Consider the following 19,226-nt stretch of genomic DNA (forward strand, 5'->3'; position numbering starts at 1 on the left):
TCGCCCCGCTTGCACACGCTGGCGGGGTTTTTGCTTTGCACGGACCCCGGAGCGGGCGGGTGGCCTGAAAGCGCGGGCGACCCGGTCGAACAGGTCGACCACCCGGTGGTGGCCGACCGGTCCCAGGTAATCCGAGAAAGCTAGGGAGGGGTCTCATCAGCGCCGAGCCCCGCATCAATGACCGTATCCGGGTGCCCGAGGTCCGACTTGTCGGGCCCAACGGCGAGCAGGTCGGAATCGTCTCCGTGCCGGACGCCCTGCGTCTGGCCCAGGAGTCCGACCTCGACCTCGTCGAGGTCGCGCCGACCGCGCGCCCGCCGGTCGCCAAGCTGATGGACTACGGCAAGTTCAAGTACGAGTCCGCGGTCAAGGCCCGTGAGTCGCGCAAGAACCAGTCGAACACGATCATCAAGGAGATCAAGCTCCGCCCGAAGATCGACCCGCACGACTATGAGACCAAGAAGGGTCACGTCGTCCGGTTCCTCAAGGGTGGGGACAAGGTCAAGGTGACGATCATGTTCCGTGGTCGCGAGCAGTCCCGCCCCGAACTCGGGCGCAGGCTGTTGGCGCGTCTGGCCGAGGACGTCCAGGATCTCGGCATGGTCGAGTCCCAGCCCAAGCAGGACGGCCGCAACATGGTCATGGTGATCGGTCCGCACAAGCGGCGTTCCGACCACAAGGCCGAGGCCCGTGCGGCGGCCGGGGACAAGCCCCGCCGTGAGAGCAGCGACCAGGCCTAGGTAGTCCCCCACCGTCCGGCCGCCTTCGAGACGGCCGGACGGTGGGGTGGGCTGTGCGCGAACAGCCCACGATGCACAGGCGTGCGAGACCCGCCTAGCGCGGAACAATCGCGACATTCGTCCCCAGGGCGGATGCCGCGCCGACGGAGTAGGAGACGACGGCGACATGCCGAAGAACAAGTCCCACAGTGGAGCCAAGGACCGTTTCAAGGTCACCGGTTCCGGCAAGATCATGCGCCGCCGTGCCAACAAGAACCACATCCTTGAGCACAAGACCTCCAAGCGCAAGCGCAAGCTGAGCAACGAGGCCGAGCTCTCCCCGGCCGACACCAAGAGCATCAAGAAGCTCCTGGGCCGCTAGGCAACGGCAGTAACCTCAGCCCTTCTCGAAAGTGCCCCGCGTCCGACCCGGTCGGTTCGCTCTGAGCGCTCGAAGGGCGACCACCTGAAGCGAACACGGCCGCCGGGCCAGTCCTGGCCGGACCGGTCGGCGCGCCGTGCGCGTCGAAAGAACCTATGAGGGAGTCACTGTGGCACGCGTGAAGCGGGCTCTCAACGCCAAGAAGAAGCGCAAGGTCGTTCTCGACCGGGCCAGTGGTTACCGCGGGCAGCGCTCGCGCCTTTACCGCAAGGCCAAGGAGCAGATGCTCCACTCGATGACCTACTCCTACCGGGACCGCAAGGACCGCAAGGGGCAGTTCCGTCGTCTGTGGATTCAGCGCATCAACGCGGCCTCCCGCGCTCACGGCCTGACCTACAACCGTCTCATCCAGGGTCTGAAGCTGGCCGAGATCGAGGTCGACCGTCGCATCCTGGCCGACCTGGCCGTCAACGACGCCGCCGCCTTCGCCGTCCTGGTGGAGAAGGCCAAGCAGGCCCTGCCGGCCTCCGTCGCGGCCTAGTCACGGCGAGACGAGACGGGTAGCTATGGCGAGCCACGAGTTCACGAGCGTCCGGTCACCCAGGATCAAGGGGGTTCGGCGGCTCGCCAAACGCACCTTCCGCCAGCGTGAGAGGCGCTTCCTCGCGGAGGGCCCTCAGGCTGTGCGGGAGGCGCTCGCCGCGGCGAGCGGCGACGGGCACGGCGTGCTGGAGGTCTACGCCACGGCGGAGGCCATGCAACGTCACATCGACCTGATGGACGCCGCCCACACGGCCGGCGTCCCCACCCATCAGGTCAGTCTGGACGTGATGTCCGAACTGGCGCAGACCATCACCCCGCAAGGGGTCATCGCGGTCTGCGAGTTCGTCGACGTCCCCTTGGAGCAGGTCACCGACGTGCGGCTGGCCGTCATCCTCTCCCACGTGCGCGACCCCGGCAACGCCGGAACGGTACTGCGCACCGCCGACGCCGCGGGGGCGGACGTCGTCGTCTTCACGGACGCGTCCGTGGATCCCTACAACGGCAAGTGCGTGCGCGCCTCCGCCGGAAGCCTGTTCCACCTGCCCGTGGTCGTGGGCGTGCCGGTCGCCCGGGCGATCGACTTCCTGAACGAGGCGGGCGCCAAGGTGTGGGCCGCCGACGGCGGGGGCGACAAGGACCTGCACCAGGTCGCCGACGACGGTGACCTCGATGGTCCGGTCGGCTGGGTCTTCGGCAACGAGGCCTGGGGACTGCCGGAGGAGACCGTCCGTCTGACCGACGGCGCGGTCAGCGTTCCGATCTACGGCGGGGCCGAAAGCCTGAATCTGGCCACGGCGGCAGCGGTGTGTCTGTACACGACCGCGCGCCAACAGCGGCGCTCCTGAAGCATCCCGGCCACGGGCGAACGACTCCACGGGTGACTACTCCCCGTGTTCAAAGAGTCCTCCTGGGGCGCTCGGAGTTCCCTCGGTGTACACACTCGGTAACAGGTCGTGGCAACCTCGCCGAATGCACGTGCACGAGCCTTGAGTGTCGATAGGGTCGGACCGGCACCACGGTGGCCATGCGGATTCCGCGTGGCCACCCTCACACGACCCGTGTCACGGGTAGAAGGGTGCGCCCGCCCGGCCCACACGGCAGGCTCGGCCACACGGTGTGAGCGTTCGGACGAGGACCGCGTCCGAGGGAGGTGCCCGTCCGCGACCGGTGGACGGGCATCGGTGCCCGTACGCTCGGACTCCCATCCGGGTACGCCTGGACGAGTGAGGCGTACCAGGTGGGAGAGCAGGGTAGACCTGCGGTGGTGTCCAGGGAGAGTCCGCTGAGGACGGACACCACCGAACACAGATCCGCGGCCCAGGACGCCTGAGCCGCGGACCTTCGGAGGGGAGCTGGGGCAGGCGTGGGCAGCGGCCGGCAGGTGGATCGACCGGCGGAGGACTCCGACGGCGCGGCGGCGCAGCCGACGGACGAACCCGTCACCTCCGACCTCGACATCGTCGCCACCGGCGGCATCCCGTTGCACGCGGACGACCTGCCCGACGGCATCGTCGTCGCCGACGCCCGGGGTCGTGTCGTCCTGTTCAACACCCAGGCCGCCCAACTCGTCGGCGTTCCCATCACCTCCGCGCTCGGCCGCGACTTCCGCACCGCCGTGCCCCTACGAGGCCTGGACGGACACGACTGGTGGGAGGCCAGCGACCCCTACGGTGGGGACCGCGACCGCACCCGCCAGATCGAACGGGTCCTTTGCCTGCCCGACGAACGCGAGGTCCTCGTCGCGGCCCGCTACGTGCGGGCCCGCCCCGGAGGTGACCTCGTCCGTCTCGTGGTCAGCCTCAGGGACGCCTCCGCGCGGGCCGAGCGCTCCCGTGCCGACCTGGTCTCCGAGGTCGCCCACGAACTCAGGTCGCCCCTCACCAGCGTCAAGGGCTTCACCTCCACGCTCCTGACCAAGTGGGAACGGCTCACCGACAAACAGAAGCTGTTCATGCTGGAGACCGTGAACGCCGACGCCGACCGCGTCACCCGCCTCATCCACGACCTCCTTGACGTCTCCCGTATCGAGTCGGGACGCCTGGAGGTGCGCCGGCAGGTCGTCGACCTGCCCGAGGCCGTCCGTCGAGTGGTCTCCGGACGGGTCGCCTCCGGTGAGTCGGAGGAGCGTTTCCGGGTCGAAACGCACGGGGACCTGCCCCAGATGTGGCTGGACCCCGACAAACTCGAACAGATCCTCGCCAACCTCGTGGAAAACGGGGTGCGGCACGGCGCTGGTACTGTCAGTATCGTGATCGAGCCGTGTGAAGGAGGAGCAGCGGTGTCGGTGCGCGACGAAGGCCAGGGCATAGCGCCCGAGACCATTCCGCGCGTCTTCCGCCAGTTCTGGCGCAGCAAGCGCCGTGGTGGCACAGGACTCGGACTGTTCATCGTCAAGGGTCTCGTCGAGGCCCACGGCGGCACGATCACCGTCGGCCGCGCCCCCAACGGTGGCGCAGAGTTCCGATTTACCATGCCCGCCGGGACACCCGAGTTCGTCTGATCCCTCAGACTCTTCGGCCCCGGTGGGCGCACGCGGTCCCGTCCCGTCATCCCTTCGTGGATTCCGTCCGGCGCGGCCCGTCAACCCTGGGCTTGCTGTGACACCTGGGTCGACTTCGCACCCGGCCCGCGGTAACCCCGTGCTTCTTCCTGTCGGCTTGGTCCGCCCCCGCGCGGACCCGTGACCACCGCCCGCCTCCGCCTCGCGCGGACGCGGTGACGGCGAGGCAACCACATGTCTGCACCGAACAATTCCTTCGACCCGGTCGAGGTGACCCCCCTGCACCCCGACGAGGTCGCCCGCATGCGCGAGGAGGCGCTGGCCGCCATCGAGGCCGCCGCCGACCTCGCCGAACTCAAGGAGGTCCGGCTCGCCCACGCCGGCGACCGTTCCCCACTGGCCCTGGCCAACCGTGAGATCGGTGCCCTGCCGCCGGCCGCCAAGGCCGAGGCCGGCAAACGCGTGGGCGGCGCCCGCCGCGACGTCGGACAGGCCGTCAAGGCCCGTCAGGCCGTCCTGGAGGCCGAGCGCGACGAACGCGTCCTCGTGGAGGAACGCGTCGACGTCACCCTGCCCTGGGACCGTGCCCCCCGCGGCGCCCGGCACCCGCTGACCACGGTCGCCGAACGCATGGCCGACGTGTTCGTCGGCATGGGCTTCGAGATCGCCGAGGGCCCCGAGATCGAGGCCGAGTGGTTCAACTTCGACGCCCTCAACTTCCAGCCCGACCACCCCGCGCGCACCATGCAGGACACCTTCTTCGTGGAGGGTCCCGACGGCGGGGAGTCCGGCATGGTCCTGCGCACCCACACCTCCCCGGTGCAGGTGCGCTCCCTGCTCACCCGTGAGCTTCCGGTCTACGTCGTCGCGCCGGGCAAGACCTTCCGCACCGACGAGCTCGACGCCACCCACACCCCGGTCTTCCACCAACTCGAAGGCCTGGTGGTCGACAAGGGCATCACGATGGCGCACCTGCGCGGCGCCATCGACACCTTCGTCGAGTCCTTCTTCGGTGAGGCGTTGCGGACCCGCTTCCGTGCCTCCTACTTCCCCTTCACCGAGCCCTCCGCCGAGGTCGACATGGAGTGCTTCGTGTGCCGGGGCGCGTCGGTGGGAGACCCCGACGCACCGTGCCGCACCTGCTCCAGCGAGGGCTGGATCGAGATCGGCGGCTGCGGCGTGGTCAACCCGCGCGTGCTGACCGCCGCCGGGGTGGATCCCGAGGTCTACAGCGGATGGGCCTTCGGCCTGGGAGTGGAACGAACACTGATGTTCGCGCACGGTGTGCGCGATATGCGCGACATGGTCGAGGGTGACATGCGTTTCACCTCGGCGTTCGGGAGTGAGATCTGATGCGTGTTCCCCTGACCTGGCTGCGCGAGTACGTCGAGCTTCCCGCCGACGTCACCGCCCGCGAGCTGGCCTCCCGCCTGACCCTCGCGGGTCTGGAGGTCGAGACCGTCGACGAGCTCGGCACCGACCTGACCGGCCCCATCGTCTTCGGTCGCGTGCTGGAGATCGAGGAGCTCACCGGCTTCAAGAAGCCCATCCGCCACTGCAAGGTGGACGTCGGCGAGGCCAACGGCACCGGTGAGCCCCAGGAGATCGTCTGCGGTGCCCGCAACTTCTCCGAGGGCGACCTGGTCGTCGTCTCCCTGCCCGGCTCCGAACTGCCCGGCGGGTTCAAGATCGGTGCCCGCAAGACCTACGGCAAGATGTCCGCCGGCATGATCTGCTCGGCCACCGAACTCGGCCTGTGGGAGGACCACACCGGCATCGTCGTGCTGCCCGAGGGATTCGGTGCGGTGGGCGACGACGCCATCGCCGTCCTCGGCCTGCGCGAGGACGTCCTCGACATCGCCGTCACCCCGGACCGCGGCTACGCCCTGTCGATGCGCGGCGTGGCCCGTGACGTGGCGGCCCTGTACGGGGTCGACTTCCACGACCCCGCCGAGATGAGCGTCGACGAGCCCACCGGCGAGGGCCACCCCGGTGCCATCGCCGACCCGGCCCTGGCCGACCGCCTCGTGCTGCGCGGTGCCACCGGCTTCGATCCCGAGGCGCCCACCCCGCTGTGGATGAAGCGCCGCCTGCACCAGAGCGGGATGCGCCCCGTCTCCCTGGCCGTGGACGTCACCAACTACGTGATGCTCGAACTCGGTCAGCCGCTGCACGCCTGGGACCGTGACCGGCTCGACGGCACCGTCACCGTGCGCGCCGCGGAGGCGGGCGAGAAGCTGGAGACCCTGGACCACGTCCAGCGTTCCCTGGACGTCGACGACATCGTCATCGCCGACGAGTCCGCCGCCCAGGCGGTGGCCGGCGTCATGGGCGGGGTGGACACCGAGATCGGCTCGACCTCCAGCTCGGTGCTGGTGGAGTCCGCGCACTTCGAACCGCGCCACATCGCCCGTGCCTCGCGTCGACACCAGCTCTCCTCGGAGGCCTCACGTCGCTTCGAGCGTGGCATCGACTCCCAGGTGCAGCTCGCCGCCGCCACCCGCGCGGTCCGGTTGCTGGCCGAACTGGGCGGCGCCACGGTGGAGTCGGCCTACACCCACGTCCACCACGCGTCCGAGCCCACCACCATCACGGTGAGCACCGGGCACGCCGGATCCGTGGCCGGGATCGACTACCCCGAGGGCACCACCGAGAAGTGGCTGCGCGCCATCGGGTGTTCCTTCGAGGCCGACGGCGACGTGCTCACGGTGACCCCGCCGTCCTGGCGGCCGGACCTGACCGACCCCAACGACATCGCCGAAGAGGTCATCCGCTTCGAGGGGTACGAGAACATCCCCTCGATCGGTTTCAAGGGCTCCGGTCGTGGACTCACCGAGAGCCAGCGGCTGCGTCGGGCGGTGGGCCGTACCCTGGCCGCCGTCGGATACAACGAGGTGCTGGCCTACCCGTTCGTCGGCGAGCGCGACCTCGACGGGCTCCAGTTGGCCGCCGACGACCCCCGTCGTGACAACGTGCGCCTGGCCAACCCGCTCAACGACGAGGAACCGCTGCTGCGCACCACGCTGCTGCCGGGGCTGTTCAAGGCCTTGGCGCGCAACGTGGGTCGCGGCCTGACCGACGTCGCCCTGTTCGAGATGGGCCTGGTCTACCGGCCAAGGCCCGGGGCCGGACGCGCCCCGCTGCCCCCGGTGGACCGTCGTCCGAGCGACGAGGAACTGGCCCGCATCGACGCGGCCCTTCCAGAGCAGCCGCGCCGGGTGGGCGTGGTGCTCACCGGGGCCGCGGAGCGCACCGGCTGGTGGGGTCCGGGGCGACAGGCCTCCTGGGCCGACGCGATCCAGGCCGCCCGTGACGTCGCTCGCGTGGCGGGTGTGGGGTTGGAGATCGAGGCCGACACCCGGGCGCCCTGGCACCCGGGGCGTTGCGCGGCCTTGTACGTGAGGGTGGGCGGCGAGCGGGTGCTCGTCGGACACGCCGGTGAGCTGCACCCGCGTACGGTCAAGGCGTTCTCCCTGCCCGAGCGCACCGCCGCCATGGAGCTCGACCTCGACCGGGTCGAGAGCGCCCGCGCCAAGGTCTTCGCGCCCGAGGTCCGCACCTACCCGGTGGCGACCCAGGACGTGGCCATGGTCGTGGACGAGTCCGTCCCGGTCGGCGACATCGGCTCCGCCCTGGCGGAGGGTGCCGGTGAACTCCTTGAGAGCGTGCGTCTGTTCGACGTCTACACCGGTGAGCAGGTGGAGGAGGGGCGTAAGTCCGTGGCCTTCGCGCTGCGCTTCCGCGCCGGTGACCGGACCCTGACCGCGGAGGAGGCCGGAGCGGCCCGCGACGCGGCCGTGGCCCTGGCGACCGAACGCACCGGGGCGGTCCTGCGCGGCTGACCTCGGCGACACGCCGTTCACGCGTGGGCGGGGCGGGTTCTCTCGGAAGGGAGACCCCGCCCCGCCCTTTGCGTCAGGACGGTGACACGACCTTCGACGGGGGTTCTCGGCGTCGCTCGAAACCCCCGGTAGGTTTGCGAAACGTCCGATGAGTGACCCCGGATTCCAAGATTTTTTCGGCCTGTTTTTCCTGCACAGCAAGGGTTTTGGGGATCATGGCCGGGGGTAGCCGGCATGAAGTTTGTGTTTCGGGGCATGAGCCTTCGTTTTGGCTCTTGCTGAGAAGCGGGTCGACAACTTAGCCTGCAATCACCTGACACAACCTGGGCGCCCGGGTAAGGGGTCGGATCCGTTTTCCACTGCGCGTTTTCGCGCACGTCACGGCTCGGAGGTCGCCATATGACCGAAACGGTTGTCTCGTCCGCGCTCACTCCCAAGGAACACCGGGAGCCCAGCCGTCTCTGGCATACCTTCTGCGATATGAACACCGTGGCCAAGGGCCCGGAGTTCGTGGTGGCCCGCGCCGAGGGCGTGTGGCTGTGGGACCGGTCCGGAGACCGCTACCTCGATGGCACGGCCAGCCTCTGGTACTGCAACGTCGGGCACGGTCGCACCGAGATCGCGGACGCGGTCCACCGCCAGATGAACACGCTGGACGCCTACACCGTCTACGGGGACTTCGCCAACGAACCCGCACTTGAGCTGAGCGAACGCCTGGCCGCGCACGCCCCGATCGAGGACCCGCGCACCATCCTCACCTGTGGGGGAGGGGAGTCGATCGACACCGCCGCCAAGCTCGCACGCAGCTACTGGGCGGCGCTGGGACAACCCGACCGGCAACACCTGATCAGCCGCACCGGCGGTTACCACGGCCTCAACGGCTTCGGTACCAGCATCATCGGGATGGAGCGGTTCCGCAGCGGGCACGGTCGCCTCATCGAGGACACCTCCGTGATCCCGCACGACTCCGCGGCCGCGCTGGAGGCGGAGATCCTTCGGGTGGGGGCCGACCGGGTCGCCGCCTTCTTCGCCGAACCCGTCATCGGGGCCGGCGGAGTGTTCCTGCCGACGGACGGATACTTCACCGAGGTCGCGCGGATCTGTCGCAAGTACGGTGTGTTGTTCGTGGTGGACAGCGTCATCTGTGGGTTCGCGCGCATGGGCAACTGGTTCGGGATCGAGCGCTTCGGCGTGAGCCCGGACATGATCGTCTTCGCCAAGGGTGTATCCAGCGGTTACCTGCCGCTGGGCGGGGTCATGGTCAACGGCAGGGTGGCCGACCCGTTCTGGAACCAGGAGGGCAACCCCTTCCTGCACGGCACCACCTACGCCGGCCACCCGTCCGCCTGCGCGGCGGCCCTGGCCAACCTGGACATCCTGGAGCGGGAGGACCTGTTCACGGTCTCTCGCGAGGTGGAGACGCACCTGGACTCGGCGCTGCGCGGACTGGCCGACCACCCGCTGGTGGCCGAGGTCCGCTCCGGTGTCGGGGTGATGGGCGCGGTGGAACTCACCGAGGAGGCGCTCACCGAACGGGGGATCACCACGGCGGAGGTCTTCGCGGAGGCCCGTACCCGAGGGGTGATCGTACGCCCGATCCCAAGGGCCCTGCTGGTCTCGCCACCACTGGTGATCACCTGGGAACAGATCGACCACATGGCCAACACCTTGGCGGCGTCACTGGACGCCGTGATGGCCCGACACTGAGACGGGAGCCCGGGTGGGCTCCCGTCCACAGGTCCGGCACCCACCCGTCGGCGCGAGCGCGCCGACGGGATATTTATTTTTCTAGGAAACTACTGTCCCTGACTGCTATATTCGAGTAATATTTACTCGGAAGATACTTCTCTGGGGTGTGGCCTGGTTCGTGCGCCCTGGGCTACGAACAGGGGGACATATGACCGCGCAACCGATCGACGGTGTCGAGAATACGCACGCCGAGAACCGTCCCGACGACGACGACCTGATCACCGCCTGGGGGCTGGTCTCCGAGGCGATGCACTCCATCGAGCCCAAGCTCCTGAAGGGAATAACCCCCGACGGCAAGGACATGGCCGGTCCCTGGTTCGAAGTGCTCATCCGGCTCCAGCGCACCCCCGAACACCGGTTGCCGATGAGTCGCCTGGCCCGCGAGGTCAGCCTCAGCACCGGCGGCTTCACCAAGCTCGCCGACCGGCTGGAGAAGGAGGGTTACCTGGTACGGAACAATTGTGCCGAGGACCGACGGGTCGTCTACGCGACCCTGAGCGAGAGCGGGTTGGCCTTCATCAGCGCCGCGCGCGACAAGCACGTCCAACGACTGCACGAACACGTGCTCGCCCCACTGGGGAGCGAGGGCGTTCGACAACTCGCCGCCATCGCGCGTACGCTCCGTGACAGTTCGAGCTGAGGGTCTCGGAACCCTACGTAGTCGAATCCCCGTTCAATTGGCTCGGAACCCTCTCGAATGTGCAGAAATCATCCCACGCATGGTCGTTGCCCATGTAGGTTGTCCAGAGGTCGGGGCCCAGAGCGGGGTGGGTCGGTGACACGGATGTTCCGGGGGGAATCATGAGGCTTTTCACCACTGCTGCCCAGCTGAGGCCGATTCCCCGGTCCACACGCTTCGCCAACGGCGGCGTCTCCCACTGGTTCCGTGACATCGGATTGCCCCAACGTCGTGACCCCCTCTCGGGCGACACCGACTACGACGTTTGCGTGGTCGGAGCCGGTTATACCGGCCTGTGGACCGCCTACTACCTGAAGAAGGACCAGCCCGACCTGCGCGTTTGCGTGGTCGAACGCGAGTTCGCCGGCTTCGGTGCGTCGGGCCGTAACGGAGGGTGGCTTTCGGCCGAGTTCGCCGGTTCACGGGAGAGCTACGCACAGTCACATGGCAAGTCGTCCATGGTCGCCCTCCAACGCGGCCTGATGACCACCGTCGACGAGGTGCTCTCGGTCCTGGAGGCCGAGGGCATCGACGCCGACCAGGTCAAAGGCGGTATGTACCTGGTCGCCGGCAACGAGGCCCAGCGCACCCGCCTCCAGGGTCACATCGAGTACCTCCAGGACTGGGGCTACTGGCCCGACGACTTCCACATGGTGGACCCCGACCAGACCCCCCGCATCGCCGTGCGCGACGCCGTCGCCGCCGGCTACACACCGCACGCCGCCCGCCTGCACCCGGCCAAGCTGGTCACCGGGCTGGCCCGCGTGGTGGAGGACCTGGGCGTGGACCTGTTCGAGGGCACCACGGTCGAGGAGATCCGCCCTCGCCAGGGATCCGAACGCCCCGCCGTGGTCACCGACCACGGCACCGTGCGCGCCGACCACGTCGTCCGCGCCACCGAGGGCTTCACCGGAACCCTGCGCGGTCAGAGCCGCAAGTGGCGCCCCATGCACTCGTCGATGATCGTCACCGAACCCATCCCGGACACATTGTGGAAGGGGATCGGTTGGGAGGGCGGCGAGGTCCTGGGCGACGCGGCGCACTTCTACGTCTACGCTCAGCGCACCCCCGACGGGCGCATCGCCGTCGGCGGTCGAGGCGAGTCCAAGCGGCCCGGAGCCTCCCCGGTGGACGAGGGCGCCACCCAACCGCAGGCCATCGTCGAACTCTGGCGCGCCCTGACCCGCATGTTCCCCGAGGTCTCCGACGTTCCGATCGAGCACGCCTGGTCCGGGGTGCTGGGGGTGCCCAAGGACTGGTCGCCCACCGTGCAGCTGGACGCGGAGTCCGGCCTGGCCTGGGCCGGCGGCTACGCCCACAGCGGCGTCTCGATCAGCAACCTGGCCGGGCGAACCCTGCGCGACCTCGTGCTGGGCCGCCGCACCGACCTGACCCGGCTGCCCTGGGTCGGCCACGAGGCCGGCGGTTGGGAGCCCGAGCCGCTGCGCTGGGTCGGCACCCAGGTCGTGAACGGCCTGTACCGCACCGCCGACCGCCGCGAGTTCCGTTCCAGCGGCAAGGGCAACACCTCACGCCTGGCCGGTATCGCCACCCGCATGCCCGGCCGCTGAACATCGAGCCCTGGGCGACGCGGAGTGACCGTGTCGCCCATGTCACGTGAGCGATGGTGGCCACCTTCGAACTTGGTTGCATAAACTTGCAAGGGCATGCATGATGGTCCAATCCATTTCGAAGAGGGGGTCTCACCATGGGATACACAGCGGCGATCGCCGGGGCCAGCGGCTACGCCGGAGGTGAGCTGCTGCGTCTGCTCCTGGGGCACCCCGAGATCGAGATCGGAACCGTCACCGCCGGCGGCAACGCGGGCACCCCCCTCATCCAGCACCAGCCCCACCTGTTTCCGCTCGCGGACCGGATCCTGGCCCCTACGACGATCGAGGAACTGCGCGGTCACGACGTCGTCTACCTCGCCCTGCCACACGGCCAATCCGCCGACATCGCCCGAGAACTCGGCGACGACGTCCTCGTGGTCGACTGCGGCGCCGACTTCCGCCTCGACGACGCCGCCGCCTGGGAACGCTTCTACGGCACCCCCCACGCCGGAACCTGGCCCTACGGTCTGCCCGAACTCCCCGGTCGGCGCGAACAGCTCACCGACGCCCGCCGGGTCGCCGTCCCCGGCTGCCACGTCACCGTCGCCACCCTCGGACTCTTCCCCGGTCTGGCCGAACAGCTCGTCGAACCCGACCTGACCGTGGTCGCCGTCACCGGCACCTCCGGCGCGGGAAAGGCGCCCAAGCCCAACCTGGTCGGCAGCGAGATCATGGGCGCGCTCAGCCCCTACGGGGTCGGCGGCGCCCACCGGCACAACCCCGAGATCATCCAGAACCTCACCTCCGTCACCGGAGAGCCGGTCCGCCTGTCCTTCACCCCGGTCCTGGCCCCGTTGCCCCGCGGCATCCTCGCCACCTGCACCGCGCCCCTCAAGCCCGGCGCCACCGCCGACCAGGTCCGTGCGGCCTACGAGACCGCCTACGCCGACGAACCCTTCGTCCACCTGCTGCCCGAGGGCACTTGGCCCAACACCGCCATGACCCTGGCCGCCAACACCACCCTCGTACAGGTCACCACGGACGCGGAGGCCGGCCGCCTGGTCGCCGTCGCGGCCCTGGACAACCTCACCAAGGGCACCGCCGGTGGCGCGATCCAGAGCACCAACCTCGCCCTCGGCCTCCCCGAGACCACCGGACTGCCGCTCGCCGCGGTCGCCCCCTGAGGAAAGGAGACACCCGATGAGTGTCACCGCGCCCCAGGGATTCCGCGCCGCGGGCGTCCACGCCGGCACCACCTCCGGTAACCGCCGTGACGTCGCCATCGTGGTCAACGACGGGCCCTCCCCGGCCGCCGGAGCGGTCTTCGCAGACCACCCGGACCCGGCCGCGCCGACCCTGTGGTCCCGCCAGGTCGTCGCGGGCGGACGCGTGCGCGCCGTGGTCCTCGACTCCGGCTGCGCCAACGCCGGCACCGGACCGCTCGGCTTCCAGGACGCCCACTCCCAAGCCGAACGCGCCGCCGAACTGCTCTCCGACTCCGCCGCCGAGATCGTGTTGGGCGCGGCCGGCCCCGTCGGGACCAGACCACCCCTGGACACCCTTGGGAAAGGCCTGACCAAGGCCGTCGCCGAGGCCGGACGAGGCGGGGGCCTGGCCGCCGCCGACGCCATCCGCACCAACGACACCGTCGCCAAGATCGCCTTCCGACGCGGAGGGGGGATCACCGTCGGTGGCATGGCCAAGGGCCCCGACCCCTCCCTGGGATCGGTCCTGTGCGTGCTCACCACCGACGCCGCCCTGGAACACCACCAGTGTCAGGCCATGGTCGAGGAGGCCGCAGCCGAGGCCTTCGCGCCGCTGACCGGCACCAACGACATGGTGCTGTTCATGGCCGGCGGAGCCGCCGAGGGCCCCACCGACGAGAACGTCGTCCGGGACCTCCTGGCCCGGGTATGCACCGAACTCGCCGCCCAGCTCGACGCCGATCCCCCCACAACCGAAGACAGGCAGGTCACCGCATGAACTCCCGCTCCGCACAGGACCAGGCCCGGGCCCTGGACAAGGCGGCCAACCTCATCGAGGCGCTGCCCTGGCTCTCGCGCTTCCACGGACGCACCGTCGTGGTCAAGTACGGCGGCAACGCCATGATCAGCGAGGAGTTGCGGGTCCGCTTCGCCGAATCCATCGTCTTCCTGCACTACGCCGGACTGCGTCCCGTCGTCGTCCATGGCGGCGGCCCCCAGATCAGCGCCATGCTCGAACGCTCCGGAGTGGAGTCCACCTTCACCGCCGGTCTGCGCGTCACCACCGACGAGGCCATGGACATCGTCCGCATGGTGCTCACCGGCCAGGTCAACCGTGAGATCGTCGGCTTGATCAACCAGCACGGCCCCTTCGCCGTGGGCATGTCCGGTGAGGACGCCAACCTCCTGTACGCCGAACGCAAGAACGTGGAGGTCGACGGAGAGAGGATCGACATCGGCCGCGTCGGCGAGGTCCGCGAGGTCGACCCCGGCGCGATCTCCGCGCTCATCGCGGACGGGCGCATCCCCGTCGTCTCCAGCGTCGCCCGCGCCGACGACGGCGGTGTCTACAACATCAACGCCGACACCGCCGCCTCCGCCCTCGCGGTCGCGCTCGGCGCCAGCAAACTCATCATGCTCACCGACGTCGAGGGTCTGTTCGCCGACTACCCGGCCAACACCGACCTCATCAGCCGACTGAACGTGGACGAGCTGCGTGCCGTGCTGCCCTCCCTGTCCTCCGGCATGCTCCCCAAGATGGAGGCGTGCCTGAACGCGGTCGAGGGCGGTGTCCCCCAAGCCCACATCATCGACGGCCGGGTCCCGCACTCCCTGCTCCTGGAGGTCTTCACCGACCGGGGCGTGGGCACCATGGTCGCCGACGAAGTACTCGAAGCCGAACTGCTCGGCGGCCACGGCCACTACCCGCGCCCCTGGCGCCCGACCCACACCGACGCTACGAACCCGGGAGAGACAAAGTGACCAGCAGCGAACTGAGGGAGCGCTTCGAAGCCTCGCTCATGCCCAACTACGGGGTCCCCCCGATCGCCCTCACCCTCGGGCGCGGCTGCGAGGTCTACGACGCCGACGGCCGCCAATACCTCGACCTCATCGCGGGCATCGCCGTGTCCGCCCTGGGACACGGCCACCCCGCCCTGGTCCAGGCGGTCGCCCGTCAGGCGGCCACCCTGGCCCACACCAGCAACCTGTTCGTGCACGAACGTGAGGTCCAACTCGCCGAACGCCTCATCGGCCTGGTCGGCGGGGACGCCAAGGTCTTCCTCGCCAACTCCGGCACCGAGGCCAACGAGGCCGCCCTGAAGCTGGTCAAGCGTGCGGCCGGCCCCGCTCGGCACTACTTCGTCGCCACCGACAAGGGCTTCCACGGCCGTAGCTCCGGCGCGCTCGCCCTCACCGGCAAGGACGCCATCCGTGAACCCTTCGGTCCCTTCGGCATGGACGTGCGCTTCGTCCCGCACGGTGACCTGGACGCGCTCACCGAGGCCGTGGACGAGCACTGCGTCGCCGTGTTCCTCGAACCCACCCAGGGAGAGGCCGGGGTCGTCCCCGCGCCGGAGGGCTACCTCACCGGCGTACGCGCCCTGTGCGATCGCACCGGAGCCGCCTTCGTCCTCGACGAGATCCAGAGCGGCATCGGCCGCACCGGCGCGTGGTTCGCCCACCAGGCCGAGGACGTGCGCCCCGACGTGCTCACCCTCGCCAAGGGCCTGGGCGGCGGCCTGCCCATCGGCGCCACCATCGGTTTCGGCCGCTTCGCCGACGCCTTCCACAAGGGCGACCACGGCTCCACCTTCGGCGGTAACCCGGTGGCCTGCGCCGCGGCGCTCGCGGTCATCGACACCATCGAGGAAGAGAACCTGCTGGAGCACGTTCAGGTGATGGGCGGGGTGCTCGCCGAACACATCGAAGGCATCGACCACCCCCTGCTGGCCGGCCAACGCGGCAGCGGATTGTGGCGCGCCCTCGAACTCACCGGCCCGCACGCCGCCCACGTCCAGGAACAGGCCGCGGTCCGCGGGTTCCTGATCAACGCGGTGACCCCCGACACCATCCGCATCGCCCCGCCCCTGGTCATCACCCCCGAGGAGATCGGGGTGTTCATCGAGGCCCTGCCGACCATCCTGGACGCCGCCGAGGCCGCCGCGACGAAGGAGCCGCAGTCATGACCCGTCACTTCCTGCGCGACGACGACCTCGACCCTCAGGAACAGGCGCGAGTCCTGGACCTGGCCGACGAGATGAAGAGGGACCGTTTCGGCCACCGGCCCCTGTCCGGCCCGCGCACCGTCGCCCTCATCTTCGACAAGCCCTCCACCCGGACCCGCCTGTCCTTCTCGGTGGGCGTGGCCGACCTGGGCGGCAGCCCGCTCGTCCTGGACTCCGGCAGCACCCAGATGGGCCGCGGCGAACCCCTGGAGGACACCGCCAGGGTCCTGGAACGCCAGGTCGCCGCCGTGGTCTGGCGCACCTTCGCCCAGGCCGACCTGGAGAACCTGGCCCGCCACATCAACGTGCCGGTGGTCAACTCCCTCACCGACGAGTTCCACCCCTGCCAGATCCTCGCCGACCTGCAGACCATCCGGGAGCACAAGGGCGCCCTGGCCGGCCTCACCCTCGCCTACCTGGGTGACGGCGCCAACAACATGTCCCACTCCTACCTGCTGGGCTGCGCCACCGCCGGCATGCACGTACGGATCGGAGCGCCGGACGGATTCCACCCCGACCCGGTCGTCCTCACCCGCGCCCAGGAGCTCGCCGCCACCACCGGGGGTTCGATCACCGTCACCACCGACGCCCGTGAGGCCGCCGAGAACGCGGACGTGGTCGCCACCGACACCTGGGTCTCCATGGGCCAGGAAGGGGAGAAGGAGTCCCGCGAGGCGCCCTTCCGCCCCTACATCGTCGACGAGGCGCTCATGGAGGTCACCCACCCCGAGTCGATCGTCCTGCACTGCCTGCCCGCCTACCGCGGCAAGGAGATCACCGCCGGGGTCATCGACGGCCCCCGGAGCGTGGTCTGGGACGAGGCGGAGAACCGCCGCCACGCCCAGAAGGCCCTCCTGGCCTTCCTCCTGGACGAGAACGACAAGCTGCCGACCCAGGGATGACGAACAACGACGGCGGCGCCACCGCACCCATGACCAAGGCCGCCAGACACGCGAGAATCACGGACGTCCTCACCCGCGAGGACGTCCGCTCCCAGGGCGAACTGGCCAAACGCCTCTCCGAGGGCGGCGTACAGGTCACCCAGGCCACCCTCTCCCGGGACCTGGACGAGCTCGGCGCGGTCAAACTCCGCACCGCCGACGGCAACCTGGCCTACGTCCTGCCCGGGGAGGGCGGCGAGCGCCTGCAACGCACCCGCCCCGACAGCCTCGACCTCGAACAGGTCTCCGGCGCACGCCTGAACCGACTCGCCGAGGACCTCCTCGTCTCCGCCGAGGCCTCCGCCAACATGGTCATAGTGCGCACCCCGCCCGGGGCCGCGCAGTTCCTGGCGTCGGCCATCGACCACACCGACTTCCACGCGATCCTGGGCACCATCGCCGGCGACGACACCATCCTGGTGATCTCCCGCGACCCCCAGGGCGGGGAGGACCTGGCCGCCGCACTCCTCCGACTGGCCGACCGCAGACCCTGACGGCACGCACCCGCACCGTCCACACCGACCGAAACACTCAAGGAGAACACCATGGCCGACCAGCCCGAGGCCCTGCGCCTGTGGGGCGGCCGCTTCGAGGGCGGACCGGACCAGGCCCTGGCCCGCCTGTCGCTGAGCACCCACTTCGACTGGCGGCTGGCCCGCCACGACATCGCGGGCTCGCGCGCCCACGCCCGCGCCCTGCACCGTGCCGGGCTGCTCGACGCCGACGAACTCGACCGCATGATCGAGGGACTCGACCGGCTGGAGGTCGACGTGGCCTCGGGCGAGTTCACCCCCGTCCTGGCGGACGAGGACGTGCACACCGCGCTCGAACGCGGCTTCATCGAGCGGGTCGGCGCCGAACTCGGCGGTCGGCTGCGCGCGGGACGCTCCCGCAACGACCAGATCGCCACCCTGGTCCGCATGTACCTGCGCGAGGAGGCCCGCACCATCACCGACGGGCTGCTCGACCTGGTGCGCGCCCTCGCGGACCAGGCCGGGGCCCACCCCGACGCCGCCATGCCCGGCCGCACACACCTGCAGCACGCCCAACCGATCCTGCTCGGCCACCAACTGATGGCCCACGCCTGGCCGCTGATCCGCGACGTCGAACGGATCCGGGACTGGGACCGCCGCGCCGCCGTCTCCGCCTACGGGTCCGGTGCCCTGGCCGGTTCCTCCCTCGGGCTGGACCCGGAGGAGGTCGCCACCGAACTCGGGTTCCCCGACTCGGTGGAGAACTCCATCGACGGCACCGCCTCGCGCGACGTCGTCGCCGAGTTCGCGTTCGTCACCGCGATGATCGGCGTGGACCTGTCCCGGTTGTCCGAGGAGATCATCCTCTGGGCGACCAAGGAGTTCTCCTTCGTCACGCTCGACGACGCCTTCTCCACCGGTTCGTCGATCATGCCGCAGAAGAAGAACCCCGACGTGGCCGAACTGGCCCGAGGCAAGGCCGGTCGCCTGGTCGGCGACCTCACCGGCCTGCTCACCACCCTCAAGGGTCTGCCGTTGGCCTACAACCGGGACCTGCAGGAGGACAAGGAACCCGTCTTCGACGCCGTGGACAGCCTCCACCTGCTGCTGCCCGCCATGACCGGGATGGTCGCCACCCTGACCTTCCACACCGACCGGATGGCCGAGCTCGCCCCCCAAGGCTTCTCCCTGGCCACCGACATCGCCGAATGGCTGGTCCGCGAAGGGGTGCCCTTCCGGGACGCCCACGAGATCGCCGGTGGTTGCGTGCGCGTGTGCGAGGAACGCGGCATCGACCTGCCCGACCTGACCGACGCCGACTTCGCCGCGATCTCCGGGCACCTCACCCCGGCCGTCCGCGAGGTCCTCACCGTCCCCGGCTCCCTCGCCTCCCGTTCGGGCAAGGGCGGTACCGCCCCGGTCCGGGTCGCCGAACAGTTGGAGCGGCTGCGCTCCGCCGTCGAGGAACACCGCAAGGGCTTCACCGCGTAGACGCCGTTCGGTGACCACGGTGCCCGAACACACCGAAGCGCTAGCGGAGGCGCTCAGCGGTAGCGCGTCCGCATCACCCGAGGTGACGCGGTTTCCACGACCGATGTGGAATTCCCCGTACAGCACCGAGGGCTGTGCGATAGC

Annotated in this window: 17 protein-coding genes; all 17 read left to right on the top strand. The window is 69.8% G+C overall.

The features are described from left to right. Positions 1–191: 191 nt before the first annotated feature. The 17 genes from infC (at position 192) to argH (ending at position 19,082) form a co-directional block, all read left to right on the top strand. On the top strand, positions 192–740 hold the full coding sequence (infC, locus tag ACWGSK_RS10300; protein ID WP_067607641.1) for a translation initiation factor IF-3: 549 nt from the start codon (positions 192–194) through the stop codon (positions 738–740). 166 nt (positions 741–906) lie between these two features. After that, positions 907–1,101 (top strand): 50S ribosomal protein L35, encoded by a 195-nt coding sequence (gene rpmI, locus ACWGSK_RS10305; protein WP_067607638.1) that lies wholly within the window; start codon positions 907–909, stop codon positions 1,099–1,101. 169 nt (positions 1,102–1,270) lie between these two features. Beyond that, entirely contained in the window at positions 1,271–1,642 is a 372-nt protein-coding gene (gene rplT / locus ACWGSK_RS10310; protein ID WP_358508159.1) for a 50S ribosomal protein L20, read from the top strand. A gap of 25 nt (positions 1,643–1,667) precedes the next feature. Beyond that, complete coding sequence (locus ACWGSK_RS10315; protein ID WP_358508157.1) at positions 1,668–2,489, top strand: TrmH family RNA methyltransferase; 822 nt, start codon at positions 1,668–1,670, stop codon at positions 2,487–2,489. 518 nt (positions 2,490–3,007) lie between these two features. Beyond that, a complete protein-coding gene (locus tag ACWGSK_RS10320; protein WP_358508155.1) occupies positions 3,008–4,144 on the top strand; it encodes a PAS domain-containing sensor histidine kinase in 1,137 nt (378 codons plus the stop codon). A gap of 234 nt (positions 4,145–4,378) precedes the next feature. Then, positions 4,379–5,497 (top strand): phenylalanine--tRNA ligase subunit alpha, encoded by a 1,119-nt coding sequence (gene pheS / locus ACWGSK_RS10325; RefSeq protein ID WP_358508153.1) that lies wholly within the window; start codon positions 4,379–4,381, stop codon positions 5,495–5,497. Further along, positions 5,497–7,986, top strand: coding sequence for a phenylalanine--tRNA ligase subunit beta (pheT, locus tag ACWGSK_RS10330; RefSeq protein WP_358508151.1), 2,490 nt, complete (start codon positions 5,497–5,499; stop codon positions 7,984–7,986). Before pheS ends, pheT begins: the two co-directional genes overlap by 1 nt. Positions 7,987–8,466: 480 nt before the next feature. Beyond that, positions 8,467–9,693, top strand: coding sequence for an aminotransferase family protein (locus ACWGSK_RS10335; protein WP_358508249.1), 1,227 nt, complete (start codon positions 8,467–8,469; stop codon positions 9,691–9,693). Between the two features lie 190 nt (positions 9,694–9,883). Then, entirely contained in the window at positions 9,884–10,375 is a 492-nt protein-coding gene (locus ACWGSK_RS10340) for a MarR family winged helix-turn-helix transcriptional regulator (RefSeq protein ID WP_358508149.1), read from the top strand. Between the two features lie 161 nt (positions 10,376–10,536). After that, complete coding sequence (locus ACWGSK_RS10345) at positions 10,537–11,985, top strand: NAD(P)/FAD-dependent oxidoreductase (protein WP_358508147.1); 1,449 nt, start codon at positions 10,537–10,539, stop codon at positions 11,983–11,985. Between the two features lie 137 nt (positions 11,986–12,122). Then, positions 12,123–13,151, top strand: coding sequence for an N-acetyl-gamma-glutamyl-phosphate reductase (argC, locus tag ACWGSK_RS10350; protein WP_358508145.1), 1,029 nt, complete (start codon positions 12,123–12,125; stop codon positions 13,149–13,151). A gap of 16 nt (positions 13,152–13,167) precedes the next feature. Beyond that, entirely contained in the window at positions 13,168–13,950 is a 783-nt protein-coding gene (locus tag ACWGSK_RS10355; protein WP_358508143.1) for a bifunctional ornithine acetyltransferase/N-acetylglutamate synthase, read from the top strand. Continuing rightward, on the top strand, positions 13,947–14,933 hold the full coding sequence (argB, locus tag ACWGSK_RS10360; RefSeq protein ID WP_452455688.1) for an acetylglutamate kinase: 987 nt from the start codon (positions 13,947–13,949) through the stop codon (positions 14,931–14,933). The genes ACWGSK_RS10355 and argB overlap by 4 nt, the downstream gene beginning before the upstream one ends. Beyond that, the gene (locus ACWGSK_RS10365; RefSeq protein WP_358508139.1) at positions 14,930–16,138 is read left to right on the top strand and encodes an acetylornithine transaminase; all 1,209 of its coding nucleotides are present in this window, start codon (positions 14,930–14,932) and stop codon (positions 16,136–16,138) included. The genes argB and ACWGSK_RS10365 overlap by 4 nt, the downstream gene beginning before the upstream one ends. Then, on the top strand, positions 16,135–17,079 hold the full coding sequence (gene argF, locus ACWGSK_RS10370) for an ornithine carbamoyltransferase (protein ID WP_358508137.1): 945 nt from the start codon (positions 16,135–16,137) through the stop codon (positions 17,077–17,079). The genes ACWGSK_RS10365 and argF overlap by 4 nt, the downstream gene beginning before the upstream one ends. Beyond that, entirely contained in the window at positions 17,076–17,612 is a 537-nt protein-coding gene (locus tag ACWGSK_RS10375) for an arginine repressor (RefSeq protein WP_358508135.1), read from the top strand. The genes argF and ACWGSK_RS10375 overlap by 4 nt, the downstream gene beginning before the upstream one ends. Before the next feature lie 51 nt (positions 17,613–17,663). Continuing rightward, positions 17,664–19,082 (top strand): argininosuccinate lyase, encoded by a 1,419-nt coding sequence (gene argH, locus ACWGSK_RS10380; RefSeq protein WP_358508133.1) that lies wholly within the window; start codon positions 17,664–17,666, stop codon positions 19,080–19,082. The last annotated feature ends 144 nt before the right edge of the window (positions 19,083–19,226 follow it).

The organism is Nocardiopsis sp. NPDC055551, from assembly GCF_053619415.1.

Coding starts and splice junctions, on each gene's coding strand:
- rpmI (WP_067607638.1), top strand. CDS start 907: ATGCCGAAGAACAAGTCCCACAGTGGAGCCAAGGACCGTTTCAAGGTC.
- ACWGSK_RS10315 (WP_358508157.1), top strand. CDS start 1,668: ATGGCGAGCCACGAGTTCACGAGCGTCCGGTCACCCAGGATCAAGGGG.
- pheS (WP_358508153.1), top strand. CDS start 4,379: ATGTCTGCACCGAACAATTCCTTCGACCCGGTCGAGGTGACCCCCCTG.
- pheT (WP_358508151.1), top strand. CDS start 5,497: ATGCGTGTTCCCCTGACCTGGCTGCGCGAGTACGTCGAGCTTCCCGCC.
- ACWGSK_RS10335 (WP_358508249.1), top strand. CDS start 8,467: ATGAACACCGTGGCCAAGGGCCCGGAGTTCGTGGTGGCCCGCGCCGAG.
- ACWGSK_RS10340 (WP_358508149.1), top strand. CDS start 9,884: ATGACCGCGCAACCGATCGACGGTGTCGAGAATACGCACGCCGAGAAC.
- ACWGSK_RS10345 (WP_358508147.1), top strand. CDS start 10,537: ATGAGGCTTTTCACCACTGCTGCCCAGCTGAGGCCGATTCCCCGGTCC.
- argC (WP_358508145.1), top strand. CDS start 12,123: ATGGGATACACAGCGGCGATCGCCGGGGCCAGCGGCTACGCCGGAGGT.
- ACWGSK_RS10355 (WP_358508143.1), top strand. CDS start 13,168: ATGAGTGTCACCGCGCCCCAGGGATTCCGCGCCGCGGGCGTCCACGCC.
- argB (WP_452455688.1), top strand. CDS start 13,947: ATGAACTCCCGCTCCGCACAGGACCAGGCCCGGGCCCTGGACAAGGCG.
- argF (WP_358508137.1), top strand. CDS start 16,135: ATGACCCGTCACTTCCTGCGCGACGACGACCTCGACCCTCAGGAACAG.
- ACWGSK_RS10375 (WP_358508135.1), top strand. CDS start 17,076: ATGACGAACAACGACGGCGGCGCCACCGCACCCATGACCAAGGCCGCC.
- argH (WP_358508133.1), top strand. CDS start 17,664: ATGGCCGACCAGCCCGAGGCCCTGCGCCTGTGGGGCGGCCGCTTCGAG.